This window comes from Streptomyces sp. NPDC002926, assembly GCF_053591755.1.
Genome location: NZ_JBSFUK010000001.1, coordinates 231,708 through 245,764, shown reverse-complemented (window position 1 = coordinate 245,764; position 14,057 = coordinate 231,708). Strand labels below are relative to the sequence as shown.

The window sequence follows — 14,057 nt, the reverse complement described above, 5'->3', positions numbered from 1 at the left end:
CTGCGAAGAGCAGCGCGTACCGCATGCGCGAGACGGCGAACCAGTTCTGCAAGGCGGGCTGGGATGTCACTGTCGTCAATATCGCCCAGGAGTCCTGGGAGCGGGACTCGGGCGTCGACCTCACGCTCCTCGAGCAGGTCGACCCGCGGGTGAAGATCATCGAGCTGCCGCTTTCCCGCGAGGACCTGGAAACGGACATCCGCCTCTACGCGGAGGAGCGCGCGCTCAACCCCAACAAGTGGGTCACGCAGCTGCGCAAGCGGCAGCAGAAGCCGTTCCCCGAGCCGAACTTCGGCGAGTGGCGCGGCGCGCTCGAGAAGGCCGTCCTCGACATTCACCGGGAGCACCCGGCGGACCTGCTCGTGGCCAGCTGCGTTCCGTATGTGAACCTCGCGGCCGCCTGGAAGCTCTGGGAAGAGGCCCGGGTTCCGTACGCGGTGGACTTCCGCGACGGCTGGTCCATCGACGTGATCACCGGCATCGAGGCCTTCACCAAGGACTCCGAGCTGGGCCACTGGGAGCAGAAGGTCCTCGACCACGCGGTCTCGCTGTGGGTCGTGAACGACCCGATCGCCGACCACTACCGCGCCCGCTACCCCGAGGTCGCCTCCCGCGTCGAGGTCGTACGCAACGGCTATGACGCCGACAGCTCGCCCGGCCGGGCGCACCGCCCGGACCCCGAGGCCGGTCTGGTCTTCGGCTACCTGGGCACGGTCAACTTCACCCCCGCGCACCTGGAGACGGTGCTCAACGCCTGGCGTGCGGCCCGTGAGCGGGAGCCGCTGCTCGCCAACGCGCGCTTCGAGGTACGCGGCCACATCGGCAACGGAGCGGGCCGCGAGGCCAACAAGCACTCCGAGATGCTCAAGCAGGCCGAGGCCGACGGCGTCTCGTTCGGCGGGCCCGCCGCCAAGGCCGAGGTCTCCTCCATCTACGCCCGCTGGGACGCGATGGTGCTCATCCTGATCGGCGGTCGCTTCGTGACCTCCGGAAAGGTCTACGAGTACATGGCCACCGGCCTGCCGATCGTCTCGGCGCACGTCGTCGAGCACGACGCCTCGAACGTCCTGCAGGGTCACCCCCTGTGGACCGGCGCCGTGGGGATCGACGAGGAAGGCCTGGCGGAGTCGTTCGTCAGGGCGGCGCACATGGCCGTCGAGACGAGCGACGAGGTGCACGCGGAAGCGATGGCGCACGCCGATCAGTTCACCCGCGAGGCGCTGATGTCCGTCGCCGTGAAGAACCTGGTGAACCGGCTCGCCGCGGACCACGACGGGCCGGCCGTGCTTCCCGGGGCCACCATCTCCCAGTCTGCGGGAACGGCGGATGTGGACAACCGCTCCCCGAAGTCGATCGTCGCCGGAGGTCCCACCCCGTGACCGATGTGCTGTTCGTCGCCGCCACCCAGCCGCAGCTCGGCGTGCTGGCCGGTGCGGTGCAGAAGTTCCGCGCTCTCGGCGCCAGCGTCTACCTGGCCTGTGCCTTCGACACCAAGGGCTGCCAGGAGGAACTCGACCGGCTCGAGCTGGACGGGTACCACCAACTGCCGTACGGAATAGGGCATCTGAGCACCTCCACGCGGCGCAAGCTGAAGAAGGTGCCGCACAGCCGTCGGCTGTGGGTCCAGAGCCGTCGCAACGTCTGGCTGCGCCGGCACGGTCTGGGCGCGCAGCACCTCGTCGCGCTCGACGCGAACGCCGTGTACACGGTCTGGCGGCTGGCCCAGTACAACCCCGGCGCCGGTGCCTCCTTCGGTATCGCGCCGGCTCTGAGGGCCATGGAGAACCCGCGTGTCCCGGGCCGCCCGTCCGGGGCTCCGGCCAAGCGCAAGGCACTCGTGCCGCCGCCGGCACTGCTCGCCAGCGACGTACGCCGCCAGGCCAGGTCGCTGCCCCAGACCGTGCTGCGTACGGCCACCGCGCGCCCCGTGATGCGCAGCTCCGTCGGCGCCCGGCTGTGGCGCACCGCCCTCGGCGCGCCCGGCGTGCCCGCCAAGGTGCGGGCCGCGCTGTCCCGCCAGGTGGCGGAGGGCATGCGCTGGGCCGGCCGGCCCGGTGGCGCGACGCTCGCGCTGACCACCGCCGCGGCGCGCATCTCGGACCGGAAGATCAGGACCGGGCTGCTGGACGAGGCGGTCAAGACCGAGCTCAACAAGGGCATCGCACCGCGTGCTCTGGACCAGACGGTCCACGAGCTGCTGGCCTCCGCGGACGAGTACTACAAGGCCGGTGACCCGGCTGCGGCGGCGTCCACGCTGGACCGGGCGCTCGTTCTCGGTTTCCACCGGGTCGTGCACATCGACCAGTTGAGCTCTCCGCTGGCCGCCGACCCCGAGGCGTTCTCCGCGCCGGTGCACCGCTCGGCGGTCATGAAGAAACTGGGGGAACCGCGCGGCAGGAAGACTCCCGCCGCCACGCCGCCGTCCGACCGGCCGCTGCGACTCCTGGTCACGACGAGCGCCAACGACAACTTCCTGAAGCTGATCCTGTCCCACTACGAGGCCCACCAGGGCGTCGAGGTCCGCTACCTGGACCTCGCGGCCACTCCGGCCCTCAAGCGGATCTCGTGGGCCGGACGGCGGATGATAGAGAACCGTCTCGGGGGCGACGCCCTCTACGCGGATCAGGTCGAGCAGCTCATGCGGCCCCATCTGGACTGGGCCGACACGGTGTTCCTGGACTGGTGTGTGGCACCGGCCGTGATGCTCACGACGATCGACCCGGGCGACACCCGGATCGTCGTCCGGCTGCACAGCTACGAGGCCTTCACCCGCTGGCCGCACCTGGTCGACTTCTCGCGTGTGGACGACCTCGTGTATGTCGCGGACCATGTGCAGGATCTGACGACCTCGCTGGTTCCGCAGCTGCGTGGTCCGCAGGCGCCGCGTACGCACATGCTCGACAACGCCATGGACCTGAGCGCCTTCAACCGCGCGAAGCCGGCCGACGCCCGCTTCAACCTCGGGCTCATCGGTATCTCGCAGGTCGCGAAGGACCCGCTGTGGGCCATCGACGTACTGCAGCGGGTGCGCAGGAAGGACGAGCGCTACCGGCTGCTGCTGGTCGGCGGCGACATGGACCGCAAGACCAGCCGTGCCACCAAGGACTACCTCGCGGAGTTCGAGAAGCAGCTGGCTCCCCTGGAGGAGTCCGGTGCGGTGGTACGTCTCGGACCGACCGACGATGTGCCGTCCGCGCTCACCGAGATCGGCACGATCCTCAGCTCCTCGGTGCGTGAGGGCTGCCATGTCGGGCTGATGGAGGGCGCGGCGAGCGCCGCCGTCCCCGTCGTCCGCGACTGGCCGTTCTACGCCGGGCGCGAGCACAGCGCTCGTACGCTCTACCCCGAGGGCTGGGTCGTCGGCTCTCCCGAGGAGGCCGCGAAGCGCATCCTGGAAACCACGGCGACCGAGGAGAGCTGGCGGAATGCGGGCAAGCTCGCCTCCGAGCACGCGCTCTCCGCGTGGGACTGGCCCGTGGTGAGCCGTCGCTTCGACGAGTTGCTGCTCGGCGAGTAGCACGGAGCCTGTACGCAGGAAGGGCCCCGGGATTCCCGGGGCCCTTCCTCGTTCCGTACGTGCGGGGGATCTGCGCGGTGGATCCCGCTCAGCCGCGTGCCTCCGGGTGGCGCAGGCACCAGCCCGCCCAGGCCGATGTGACCATCGCGCGGACGTCGTGGCGCGCCTGCCAGCCCAGCTCCTCGCGGATCCGGTCGGCCGCAGCCACGACCCGTGCGGGGTCGCCGGGACGGCGCTCGGTGACCACCGGCTTGAGGTCGACCCGTCCGGTGACATCCTGGATGGTGGTGACCATCTCGGCGACCGAAACGCCTTCCCCGCGGCCGATGTTGAGGATCAGCGAGGCCCCGGCGTCATCGGCGAGCCGCCGCGCCGCCGCGACATGGGCGGAGGCGATGTCCTCGACGTGGATGTAGTCGCGGATGCACGTGCCGTCGGGCGTCCGGTAGTCGTCGCCGAAGATACGCGGCGACTCGCCGGCCGTGAGTCGCTCGAAGACCATCGGCACCAGGTTGAAGATGCCGTCGTCACCGAGTTCGGGCGAGGCGGCGCCCGCGACGTTGAAGTAGCGCAGCGAGGCCGTGGCCATACCGTGTGCCTTGCCGACTGCTGTGACCAGCCACTCGCCGGCAAGCTTGGTCTCGCCGTACGGGCTCATCGGCAGGCACGGTGTCTGCTCGGTGACCAAGTCGACATCGGGCATGCCGTAGACCGAGGCGGAGGAGGAGAACAGGAACCGGCGCACACCGGCGTCCGCGGCCGCCGCCAGGACGGTCCGGAGCCCTTCGACGTTCTCGTAGTAGTAGTGCAGCGGCAGCGCGACGGACTCGCCGACCTGCTTCTTGCCCGCGAGGTGCACGATGCCGGTGACGGAGTGCTCGCGCAGGACGCGGCCGACCAGCTCACGGTCGAGTACCGAGCCCACTTCCAACGGGACTCCGGCGGACAGCCGCTCGGTGCTGCCCGTGCTGAGGTCGTCGAGGACGACGACACGCTCGCCGCCGTCGGTCATCGCCTTCACCACGTGCGAGCCGATGTATCCGGCTCCGCCAGTGATCAACCAGGTCATGGGGAAACCCTCTGCAGGTCGGCCCTGCCCCACAAGTACGCGGGGCAGGGCCTTCGTCTCGTAGATCAGCCATCAGTTGAGCAACCCCCGCGGAGAGCAACGTCTCCGCGGGAGCGGCGCCGGTTCAGGCGCAGGGGCAGCGTCAGCCGCCGATGACGACGCGGCGGACGCCTTCCCAGCGCGCCGGGTCCGTGGTGCGCCGGCCGTCGACCAGGACGCGGACGTCCGGCAGGTCGGTGGCGGCCAGCTCGCGGTACTCGGCGTGGTCGGCCTGCAGGATCGCGGCCGTGACGACCTGGCTCTCGTGCGGAGTGAGACCGTGCGCGGCCAGCTCCTCGGAGGTGTACATCGGGTCTGACACGAAGGGGACGGCCCCGCGCGCCTTGAGCGCCTCGACGGTCGGGAAGACGCCGGAGAAGGCCGTCTCCTTCACGCCGCCGCGGTAGGCGGCGCCGAGCACCAGCACGCCCACGCCGTCGAGGTCGCCGTAGGCGGCGGCCAGCAGGTCGACGGCGTACTCCGGCATGGCGGCGTTCGCCTCGCGCGCCGAGCGCACGACGGTGGCCTCCGGGTCGTTCCACAGGTACATCCGCGGGTAGATCGGGATGCAGTGGCCGCCGACCGCGATACCGGGCTGGTGGATGTGGCTGTACGGCTGGGAGTTGCAGGCCTCGATGACCTTCTTGACGTCGATGTCGTTCTTGTCGGCGAAGCGGGCGAACTGGTTCGCCAGGCCGATGTTGACGTCGCGGTACGTGGTCTCGGCGAGCTTCGCCAGCTCCGAGGCCTCGGCGGTGACCAGGTTCCAGACGCCGTTCGGCTGCGCGAGGTCCGCGCGCTCGTCGAAGTCGAGGACCTGCTCGTAGAACTCCACACCGTGCTGCGTGGAGACCTCGTCGATACCGCCGACGAGCTTGGGGTAGCGGCGCAGGTCGGCGAAGACGCGGCCGGTGAGCACCCGCTCCGGGGAGAAGACCAGGTGGAAGTCCTTGCCCGCGGTGAGGCCGGAGCCCTGCTCCAGCATCGGGGCCCAGCGGGTGCGGGTGGTGCCGACCGGCAGGGTGGTCTCGTACGAGACGAGGGTGCCGGGCTTGAGGCCGGCGGCGATCGCCTTGGTCGCGGAGTCCATCCAGCCGAAGTCCGGCACGCCCTCGGCGTCCACGAAGAGCGGGACGACGACCACGACGGCGTCGGACTCGGCGACGGCGGCCGCGGTGTCGGTGGTGGCGGTCAGCAGCCCGGCGCCGACGGTCTCCTTGAGCAGACGGTCGAGGTCGTGCTCGCCGGGGAAGGGCTCGGTGCCGGCGTTGACCAGCTCGACGACCTTCTCGTTGACGTCGGCGCCGATCACCCGGTGGCCCTTGGCGGCGAACTGCACGGCGAGCGGAAGCCCGATCTTGCCGAGCGCGACTACACAGATATTCATCGGGTTACTTTCCTCTTCAACCGAACCAGCAGGGGTCGCACGCGCGACCACCATCTTTGCGCGGGCGGGAACAGCAGGCCGGTCTGGATGACCATCCGGCCCTTGGGGTTCACGCGCGCCGCCACTCGATACGGGGTGCCACTGCGCCAGCGCCTGGCGAGCGGCATCGGCAGATCCTTGCCGCGCACCGGGATCTCGTACGTCCAGCCCGCGACGTCCACATAGACGCGCACGCCGAGCGAGGCCTGGCGGGGCTGGATCGGAATCCGCGCACGGACGACCGTGCCGAGGCCGTCGGCAGTGACTTCCTGGGTGAACTCCCCCACGGGCTCGGGGAGTTCATGGCCGGCGGGCAGCCTGCGGGCGCCGGCCTTGTCCGCGCTCTTGGGCATCGCGCCCTGGACGAGCCGGACGACGGCCGAGTCGGTGTCACCGGTGAGCCCGGTCCGTACCGCCACGGCCAGGGCCAGATCGTCGCCGTTCTGCTCCCATTCGGCCGAGACAAGCTCGGTCCTGGCCGAGAGCCTTCCGGGCACCGATTCCCCGACCACCTCGAAGACTCGGTCGGGAACATCCATCACGGGGTCCCTGAAGCCCGGGTAGAGCGCGAAGGCCCTGCCGTCCTCCAGGTGGAACGGCGGTGCGCCGTTCTCCTCCTCCGCCGTGATCGCCGCGACGAGCTCGTCCACCGCGCCGCGCCGGGCCAGGGTGAGCCTGACCCGCCTCATGACCGGCAGCGAGTCGCTCAGACCGTCCGTGAGGTACTCGTCGGCCAGATCGGCGATACCGGCGCACACCTCGCGCCTGGTCTGGGGGTCGAGCGCCGGGAAGTCGCCCTGGATGAGCTTTGACAGCTCCCAGGTGAAGTGGCGCTTGAAGACGGTGTCCCGCTGCGGGCCGGGCTCGATCAGCGCGGCCGCATGTTTCATGATCTTCGCCGTGCAGCCCAGCCGCGCCAGGTGATCGGCCCGGTAGGTGATGTTGCTCGCGTCCCCGCGCTTCACCGCGTAGTAGTACGTGTAGTCCGCGAGCACCGAGATCTTCCCGGCCCGGACACACGCCTCGATGGTGAACGGCTGATCACTGCCGACCGGCAGGTCCTCGGGGAAGCGCAGGTTGTACTTCTCCACCAGCTCACGGCGGAAGAGCTTGGTGTTGGCCAGCGTGAACGGCAGCGCCGAGTCGTACAGGCTGATGTCCGGGTCGCTCTTCTTGAAGAGCGCCTGGTGGACGTAGCGGCCGTTGGTGCCGACCATCTTGCCGACCACGACATCGGAGCCGTGCTTCTCGGCGCAGGCCACCATCCGCTCGAGCGCCTCTTTGCCGAGGTAGTCGTCGGAGCCGATGAAATACACGTAGCGCCCGGTGGCCACGTCCAGCGCCCTGTTGCTGGGCGCGGCCGGGCCACCGGAGTTCGCCTGGTGGATCACCTTGACGGTGTCCGGGTACTTCTTGGCGAAGCGGTCGAGCTCCGCTCCGCTGTCGTCCGTGGAACCGTCGTCGACGGCCACGATCTCGAGCCTGTCCAGGCCAATGCTCTGCCCGACAAGGGAGTTAAGGCATTCCGTCAGGTACGGCATCGTGTTGTACACGGCGACGACGACGGTGACATCAGGACTGGTCAAGGCTCCTCGCCCTACTGGGCCGCGGCGTGCGCGGAGAGATCGACGGTGATGCCGTGGGAAGCGGATTCCAGCACCGCGGCTGCCACCTCGACCGTACGAAGGCCCTGGCGGAGCGTGCAGATGTCCTGGGACTTGCCGAGGACCGCGTCACGGAAGAGCTCGTGCTCGACCAGCAGCGGCTCACGCTTCGGGATGGCGTAGCGGATCATGTCGCCCTCGGCGACACCGCGGAAGGCCTGCAGGGCCTCCCACTCGGTGGCCTGGGCGGCGTTGGAGTAGAAGGTCAGGTCGGCGGTGAGGGTGTCCGCGATGAAGCAGCCCTTCTCACCGGTGACCGAGGTGAACCGCTCCTTGAGCGGGCTCAGCCAGTTGACCAGGTGGTTGACCATGGTGCCGTCGGACAGCTGACCGACCGCGGAGACCATGTCCTCGTGCGGACGGCCGGACTTGGAGACCGTACGCGCGGAGATCGAGGTGTACGTCTGGCCCGTCACCCACCCGGTGAGGTCGATGTCGTGGGTGGCGAGGTCCTTGACCACGCCGACATCGGCGATGCGGTGCGGGAAGGGGCCCTGGCGGCGGGTGACGACCTGGTAGACGTCGCCGAGCTCGCCGGCCTCCAGGCGCTGGCGCAGGGAGCGCAGCGCGGGGTTGCAGCGCTCGATGTGGCCGACACCGGCGACCAGGCCGCGCGACTCGAAGGCCTCCACGAGGCGGCGGGCGCCTTCCACGGTGTCCGCGACCGGCTTCTCGACCAGCGCGCTGACACCGGCCCCGGCGAGCTTGAGGCCGACTTCCTCGTGCAGGGCGGTGGGGCAGGCCACGACGGCGTAGTCGATGCCGAGCGCGATGAGCTCCTCGACGGTCGACAGCACAGGGGCACCCTGCCCCCAGCCGTTCTTGTCACCCATCGGGTCGACGACGGCGACAAGCTCGACGCCGTCGAGACCGGCGAGTACGCGGGCGTGGTGGCGGCCCATCGAGCCGAGGCCGATCAGGCCGGCTCGCAGTCCCCGGGTGGTCACAGAGTCTCTCCAAGATCGTTCACGGCAGCGACGATACGCTCGAGGTCCTCCGCGGTCAGCGAAGGATGCACCGGCAGCGAGACGACCTCGGAGGCCGCACGCTCGGTCTCGGGCAGGTCCCAGTTACGGCCGGCCTTCTGGTCCGGCTCCCAGTACGGCTTCAGCCGGTGGATCGGGGTCGGGTAGTAGACGGCGTTGCCGACACCCGCCTCGGTGAGCTTCGCCATCGCGGCGTCGCGGTCCCCCGTGATCCGGATCGTGTACTGGTGGTAGATGTGACGCGCGCCTTCGGCGACCGTCGGCGTCTGCACGTTCGGCGCCGTGATGTTCTCGGTGAGGTACGCGGCGTTGGCGATGCGCTGCTCGGTCCAGCCGCCCAGCTTCGACAGCTGTACGCGGCCGACGGCGGCGGCGACGTCGGTCATCCGCATGTTGGCGCCGACGATCTCGTTGGCGTACCGCTGCTCCATGCCCTGGTTGCGCAGCAGGCGCAGAGTGCGGGCGACCTCGGCGTCACCGGTGGAGATCATGCCGCCCTCGAGGGAGTGCATGTTCTTGGTCGGGTAGAAGCTGAACGTACCGCCGGAGCCGAAGGCGCCCACCGGGGTGCCGTTCAGCGCCGCGGCGTGCGCCTGGCAGGCGTCCTCGACCACGGCCAGCTTGTGCTTGGCGGCGATGGGCATGATCTTGTCCATCGCGGCCGGGTGGCCGTAGAGGTGCACCGGCATGATCGCGGCGGTGCGCGGCGTGATGGCCGCCTCGACCGCTGCCGGGTCCAGGCCGTAGCTGCCCGGCTCGATGTCGGCGAAGACGACGTCGGCGCCGACCAGGCGGACCGCGTTCGCCGAGGCGGCGAACGAGAACGAAGGAACGATCACTTCGTCACCCGGGCCGATGCCAAGTGCAAGCAGAAGGAGGTGCAGTGCGGAGGTACCCGAGTTGACGGCCACGCAATGGCGCCCCTCGACCAGCTCCGAGAAGCCCTCCTCGAATGCCGCTACTTCCGGGCCCTGTACGACCCTGCCGGAACGCAGTACGCGTACCGCCGCCTCGATCTCTTCCTCACCGATGACCGGGCGGGCAGCGGGAATGGGCTGCTGGTTGCTGCTCGTCATGGACGTCCTCCTTGAACACCGCTGAACTCTTTATGGCAGAGGATCAGGGGCCGTGCGGACGTCTCACGAGGCCGCGCAAACCCCTCCGGCGCGAAGCCGACGCCCTACCGAGGATTCTGGGACCGGTCTTGTCCCGAACCGGGCCGGTCACCCACCGTAGTGTCTGGAACGAGACCGCACCCGGCAGCGACCGCCGTCACATTATCAGGGATTTCCTAGCGAATTTCGGGGCTGTTAACGGAGCACGGCATCGATTCGGCGACAAAAACCGTGTCCCACCCCGCGGGCTGCGGGATGGGACACGGCCTGTTCACTGAAGGCTCATCAACTGTTCAGCTGTTCAGCTGTCGGTCGATGCCGACACCGACGACGGCGTCTGCTGCTCGGCGGCCGCGGTCTTCTTCGCGGTGGCCTTCTTGGCGGTCGTCTTCTTCGCCGCGGTCTTCTTGGCCGCCGTCTTCTTGGTGGCGGCCTTCGTCGCGGTGACCTTCTTGGCGGTCTTGCGAGCCGCCTTCTTGGCCGGAGCCTGGTCCTCGCTCTCCGCGCTCTCCGCAGCCTCCGAAGACCCGGCGTCCGGCTCGGCCGCGGCGGGGACCACGACGATGCCGGCCTCCTCCGTGCCCGAGGGCGAACCGGCGGGAGCGGTGACCTTGCGGGTCGCCCGGCGGCGCGCACGCGGCGGGGCCGCGACGGGAGCCTCCTCGGACCCGGCGGTCTCGACTGCCGCGGCCTCGACCGCAGGAGCCTCGGCGGGAGCCTCGGCCTTCGCCTCGATGACGATCTCCGGCTCCGCGGCCTTCGGCGCACCGGCCGGAGCCGTCGCCTTACGGGTCGCCCTGCGGCGGCCACGACCCCTCGGGGCCGCCTCCTCCGCGGGAGCCGCCGCCTCGGCGACCGGGGCCACGGTGACCGGGGCCTCGGGCGTGACCTCGACGGCCGTCGGCTCCTCGGCCCTGGGCTCGGCCACCGTGACCTCCGCGGCCTTCGGCGCACCGGCCGGAGCCGTCGCCTTACGGGTCGCCCTGCGGCGGCCACGACCGCGCGACACGGCAGCCTCGGCCTCCGCGGCACTGCTGTAGAGCTCCTCGTCCGGGACGAACTCGGGCTCGGCCAGCGCGACCGGGGCAGCCACCTCGGCGGCGATCTCCGCCTCGGTCTCGTCCTCGGTCTCGAGGACGGCCTCGTGCTCGTGCACCTGATCGGCGCCGCCGCGGCCGCGCTTCTTGGAGCGCTTGCCGCCGCCACCGGCGGTGGTCGGCTGCTCCATGTGCACGATCACACCGCGGCCGTTGCAGTGGACACAGGTCTCGGAGAAGGACTCCAGAAGACCCTGGCCCACCCGCTTGCGGGTCATCTGGACCAGGCCCAGCGAGGTGACCTCGGCCACCTGGTGCTTCGTACGGTCACGGCCCAGACACTCGAGCAGCCGCCGCATGACCAGGTCCCGGTTGGACTCCAGCACCATGTCGATGAAGTCGACGACGACGATGCCGCCCAGGTCGCGCAGCCGCAGCTGGCGCACGATCTCCTCAGCCGCCTCCAGGTTGTTCCTGGTGACGGTCTCCTCAAGGTTGCCGCCCTGGCCGGTGAACTTCCCGGTGTTGACGTCCACCACGACCATGGCTTCTGTCTTGTCGATCACCAGCGAGCCACCGCTCGGCAGCCAGACCTTGCGGTCCAGCGCCTTCATCAGCTGCTCGTCGATGCGGTTCGACGCGAAGACGTCCACCTCGCTGGTCCACCGCTGCAGGCGGTCGACCAGGTCCGGCGCGACGTGCGAGACATAGCCGTGGATGGTGTCCCACGCCTCGTCGCCGCTGACGATGACCTTGGTGAAGTCCTCGTTGAAGATGTCGCGGACGACGCGGACGGTCATGTCCGGCTCGCCGTAGAGCAGCGTCGGGGCGTTGCCGCTCTTGGCCTTCTTCTGGATGTCCTCCCACTGCGCCTGCAGCCGCTCGACGTCGCGGCGCAGTTCGTCCTCGCTGGCTCCCTCGGCCGCGGTACGCACGATGACGCCCGCGTCCTCGGGGACGATCTTCTTGAGGATGGTCTTCAGGCGTGAGCGCTCGGTGTCGGGCAGCTTGCGGCTGATACCGGTCATCGAGCCCTCGGGCACGTAGACCAGGTAGCGGCCGGGCAGCGAGACCTGGCTGGTGAGGCGGGCGCCCTTGTGGCCGATCGGGTCCTTGGTCACCTGGACGAGGACCGACTGGCCGGACTTGAGCGCGGCCTCGATACGGCGCGGGCCGTTGGCCATGCCCAGCGCCTCGAAGTTGACCTCGCCGGCGTACAGGACGGCGTTGCGCCCCTTGCCGATGTCGACGAACGCGGCCTCCATGGACGGCAGTACGTTCTGCACCTTGCCCAGGTAGACATTGCCGACGTACGAGGTGGCCTGCTCCTTGTTGACGTAGTGCTCGACGAGCACGTTGTCCTCGAGGACGCCGATCTGGGTGCGCTCGCCGTTCTGCCGGACGACCATCACACGCTCGACGGCCTCACGGCGGGCCAGGAACTCGGCCTCGGTGATGATCGGCACCCGGCGGCGGCCCTGCTCGCGGCCCTCACGGCGGCGCTGCTTCTTCGCCTCCAGACGGGTCGAGCCCTTGATGGACTGCACCTCGTCGGACGGCTCGTCGCTCTTCGCACGCGGGGCGCGCGGCTCGCGGACCTTGACGACCGTACGCTCCGGGTCGCCCGAAGCCGTCTCCTCCTCGGGGCCGGAATCACCGCTGCGACGACGACGGCGGCGCCGGCGACGGCTACTGCTGGTGCCGGCGGCCGAGGGGGTCTCGGTGTCGCCCTGCTCGTCGTCCTCCTCGCCTTCCTCTTCGTCCTGGATGTCCTCGGCGGCAGCCTCGTCCGCCTGCTCCTCCGAGGTCTCGTCGGCGTCGGCGGGCTCGCCACGGCGACGGCGACGGCCACCACGGCGGCGGCGACGCGACGGGCGGTCCTCGAACTCGTCCGACTCCTCGCCCTCGGCGGCCTGCTCGGACTCGGTCTCCGCCTCGGGCTCGGCCTCGTGGGCAACGGGCGCCGGGGCCTCGGCGGGCTCACCACGGCGGCGGCGACGGCGACGTCCGGCGGGCTCGGCAGCGACGGGCTCGGCGACCGGCTCGGCGAACTCCTCGTCCTCCTCCGGCTCCGTCTCGACGGCAGCGGCGGCGGCCGCGGCTGCCGTCTCCGGGGTCTGGAACATCGGCTCGGTGAAGACCGGGGCCTGGAAGACGGCGACGGCGGGCCGGGTGGCCCGGCGGCCGCGCGCGGGCGCCTCGCTCTTCTCGGCCTTGGCGGCCTTCTCGCTCTTCTCGGCCTTCTCACCCTGCTCGGCCTTGGCCTTCTCCGGCTGGGCGGTGAACTCGGGCGAGACGGCACGACGGCGCGTACGACCGCGGCTCGCCGCCTTTGCGGCGGCCTCGACCTCGGCCTCGTCCGCTGTGATCTGTGCCACCACGTCCTGCGGCAGGCTCTCGCCCCCGTCGGCGACGCCGTTCTCGTCGGCCTCGGCGGCCTGCGGGGCGTCGGCGGGCGCGGTGGCCTTGCGGGTGGCACGGCGGCGGGTACGGCCTGCGGGGGCCGCCTCCTCCGCGGGCGCCTCGGGCTCGGCTGCCTCCGCGGCCTCGGCGGCCTGCGGCGCCCCGGCGGGCGCGGAGGCCCGGCGGCGGGCACGGCCGCGCGGCGCGGGGGCCTCGGCAGGGGTCTCTTCCTCGTCCTCGGCGGACACGGCCTCGGCGGACACGGCCTCGGCGGACACGGCCTCGGCGCCACTCACGGCCTCGGCGACCGGCTCGGGCGCGGTGACCTTACGGGTCGCGCGGCGGCGTGTACGGGGCGCGGCCACCTCGGCCTCGGGCTCGGCGGCCTCGGCGGCCTCGGCGGCCTCGGCGGCAACAGTCTCGTCGGCCTCAGCGGCCTCGCTGGACTGAGGCGCACCGGCGGGCGCCGTCGCCTTACGGGTCGCACGGCGGCGCGAACGCGGCGCGGCGGCCTCCGCCTCGGCGCTCTCAGCACTCTCGACAGCCGGAGCGGCCGTCTCGGTGACGTCCGTGGCTTCCAAGACGTCCTTGGCGCCCGCGGCCGCCGTCGGCGGCCCTGCGGGACGCGACGCGGCGCGGCGCCTGCGGCGCGGCGGCAACGTGTCGCTGGGGGAGTTGTTCTCAGTGTCTCCGGCGGTGCCGGATTCGATCGGTTCGAGCATGCGGGCGGTTCTCCCGTCACGCTCCCGGGCGCCGCGCCTGATTCCGGTCCGGCCACGGCCCGCGTGATGTGCGCGGTGC

Annotated in this window: 8 protein-coding genes; 2 read left to right on the top strand and 6 right to left on the bottom strand. The window is 70.7% G+C overall.

What is annotated here, in order from left to right; translation table 11 throughout:
- Window positions 1-23: 23 nt before the first annotated feature.
- Together ACWDZ6_RS01025 and ACWDZ6_RS01020 are read left to right on the top strand one after the other, a co-directional pair.
- Window positions 24-1,379, top strand: coding sequence for a glycosyltransferase (locus ACWDZ6_RS01025; RefSeq protein WP_451501453.1), 1,356 nt, complete (start codon window positions 24-26; stop codon window positions 1,377-1,379).
- A complete protein-coding gene (locus tag ACWDZ6_RS01020; RefSeq protein WP_451501154.1) occupies window positions 1,376-3,517 on the top strand; it encodes a glycosyltransferase family 1 protein in 2,142 nt (713 codons plus the stop codon). The genes ACWDZ6_RS01025 and ACWDZ6_RS01020 overlap by 4 nt, the downstream gene beginning before the upstream one ends.
- Window positions 3,518-3,605: 88 nt before the next feature.
- Here ACWDZ6_RS01020 and galE read toward each other — a convergent pair whose 3' ends face one another.
- The 6 genes from galE to ACWDZ6_RS00990 all read right to left on the bottom strand — a co-directional run bounded on the left by galE (window position 3,606) and on the right by ACWDZ6_RS00990 (window position 13,978).
- Entirely contained in the window at window positions 3,606-4,586 is a 981-nt protein-coding gene (galE, locus tag ACWDZ6_RS01015; RefSeq protein ID WP_451501153.1) for a UDP-glucose 4-epimerase GalE, read from the bottom strand.
- Between the two features lie 142 nt (window positions 4,587-4,728).
- A complete protein-coding gene (locus ACWDZ6_RS01010) occupies window positions 4,729-6,012 on the bottom strand; it encodes a nucleotide sugar dehydrogenase (RefSeq protein ID WP_366732933.1) in 1,284 nt (427 codons plus the stop codon).
- Window positions 6,009-7,637, bottom strand: coding sequence for a glycosyltransferase family 2 protein (locus ACWDZ6_RS01005; protein ID WP_366732932.1), 1,629 nt, complete (start codon window positions 7,635-7,637; stop codon window positions 6,009-6,011). The genes ACWDZ6_RS01010 and ACWDZ6_RS01005 overlap by 4 nt, the downstream gene beginning before the upstream one ends.
- An 11-nt stretch (window positions 7,638-7,648) precedes the next feature.
- Window positions 7,649-8,662 carry a Gfo/Idh/MocA family protein gene (locus ACWDZ6_RS01000; protein WP_451501152.1) on the bottom strand — a complete coding sequence of 338 codons (1,014 nt, stop codon included), beginning with the start codon at window positions 8,660-8,662 and terminating at the stop codon, window positions 7,649-7,651.
- Window positions 8,659-9,777 carry a DegT/DnrJ/EryC1/StrS family aminotransferase gene (locus ACWDZ6_RS00995; protein ID WP_366732930.1) on the bottom strand — a complete coding sequence of 373 codons (1,119 nt, stop codon included), beginning with the start codon at window positions 9,775-9,777 and terminating at the stop codon, window positions 8,659-8,661. Before ACWDZ6_RS00995 ends, ACWDZ6_RS01000 begins: the two co-directional genes overlap by 4 nt.
- A gap of 340 nt (window positions 9,778-10,117) precedes the next feature.
- Entirely contained in the window at window positions 10,118-13,978 is a 3,861-nt protein-coding gene (locus tag ACWDZ6_RS00990) for an Rne/Rng family ribonuclease (protein WP_451501151.1), read from the bottom strand.
- Between the last annotated feature and the right edge of the window lie 79 nt (window positions 13,979-14,057).

Excerpts from the sequence above, each read along its gene's own strand:
- ACWDZ6_RS01010 (WP_366732933.1), bottom strand. The coding sequence starts at position 6,012 with ATGAATATCTGTGTAGTCGCGCTCGGCAAGATCGGGCTTCCGCTCGCC.
- ACWDZ6_RS00995 (WP_366732930.1), bottom strand. The coding sequence starts at position 9,777 with ATGACGAGCAGCAACCAGCAGCCCATTCCCGCTGCCCGCCCGGTCATC.
- ACWDZ6_RS00990 (WP_451501151.1), bottom strand. The coding sequence starts at position 13,978 with ATGCTCGAACCGATCGAATCCGGCACCGCCGGAGACACTGAGAACAAC.
- ACWDZ6_RS01025 (WP_451501453.1), top strand. The coding sequence starts at position 24 with ATGCGCGAGACGGCGAACCAGTTCTGCAAGGCGGGCTGGGATGTCACT.
- galE (WP_451501153.1), bottom strand. The coding sequence starts at position 4,586 with ATGACCTGGTTGATCACTGGCGGAGCCGGATACATCGGCTCGCACGTG.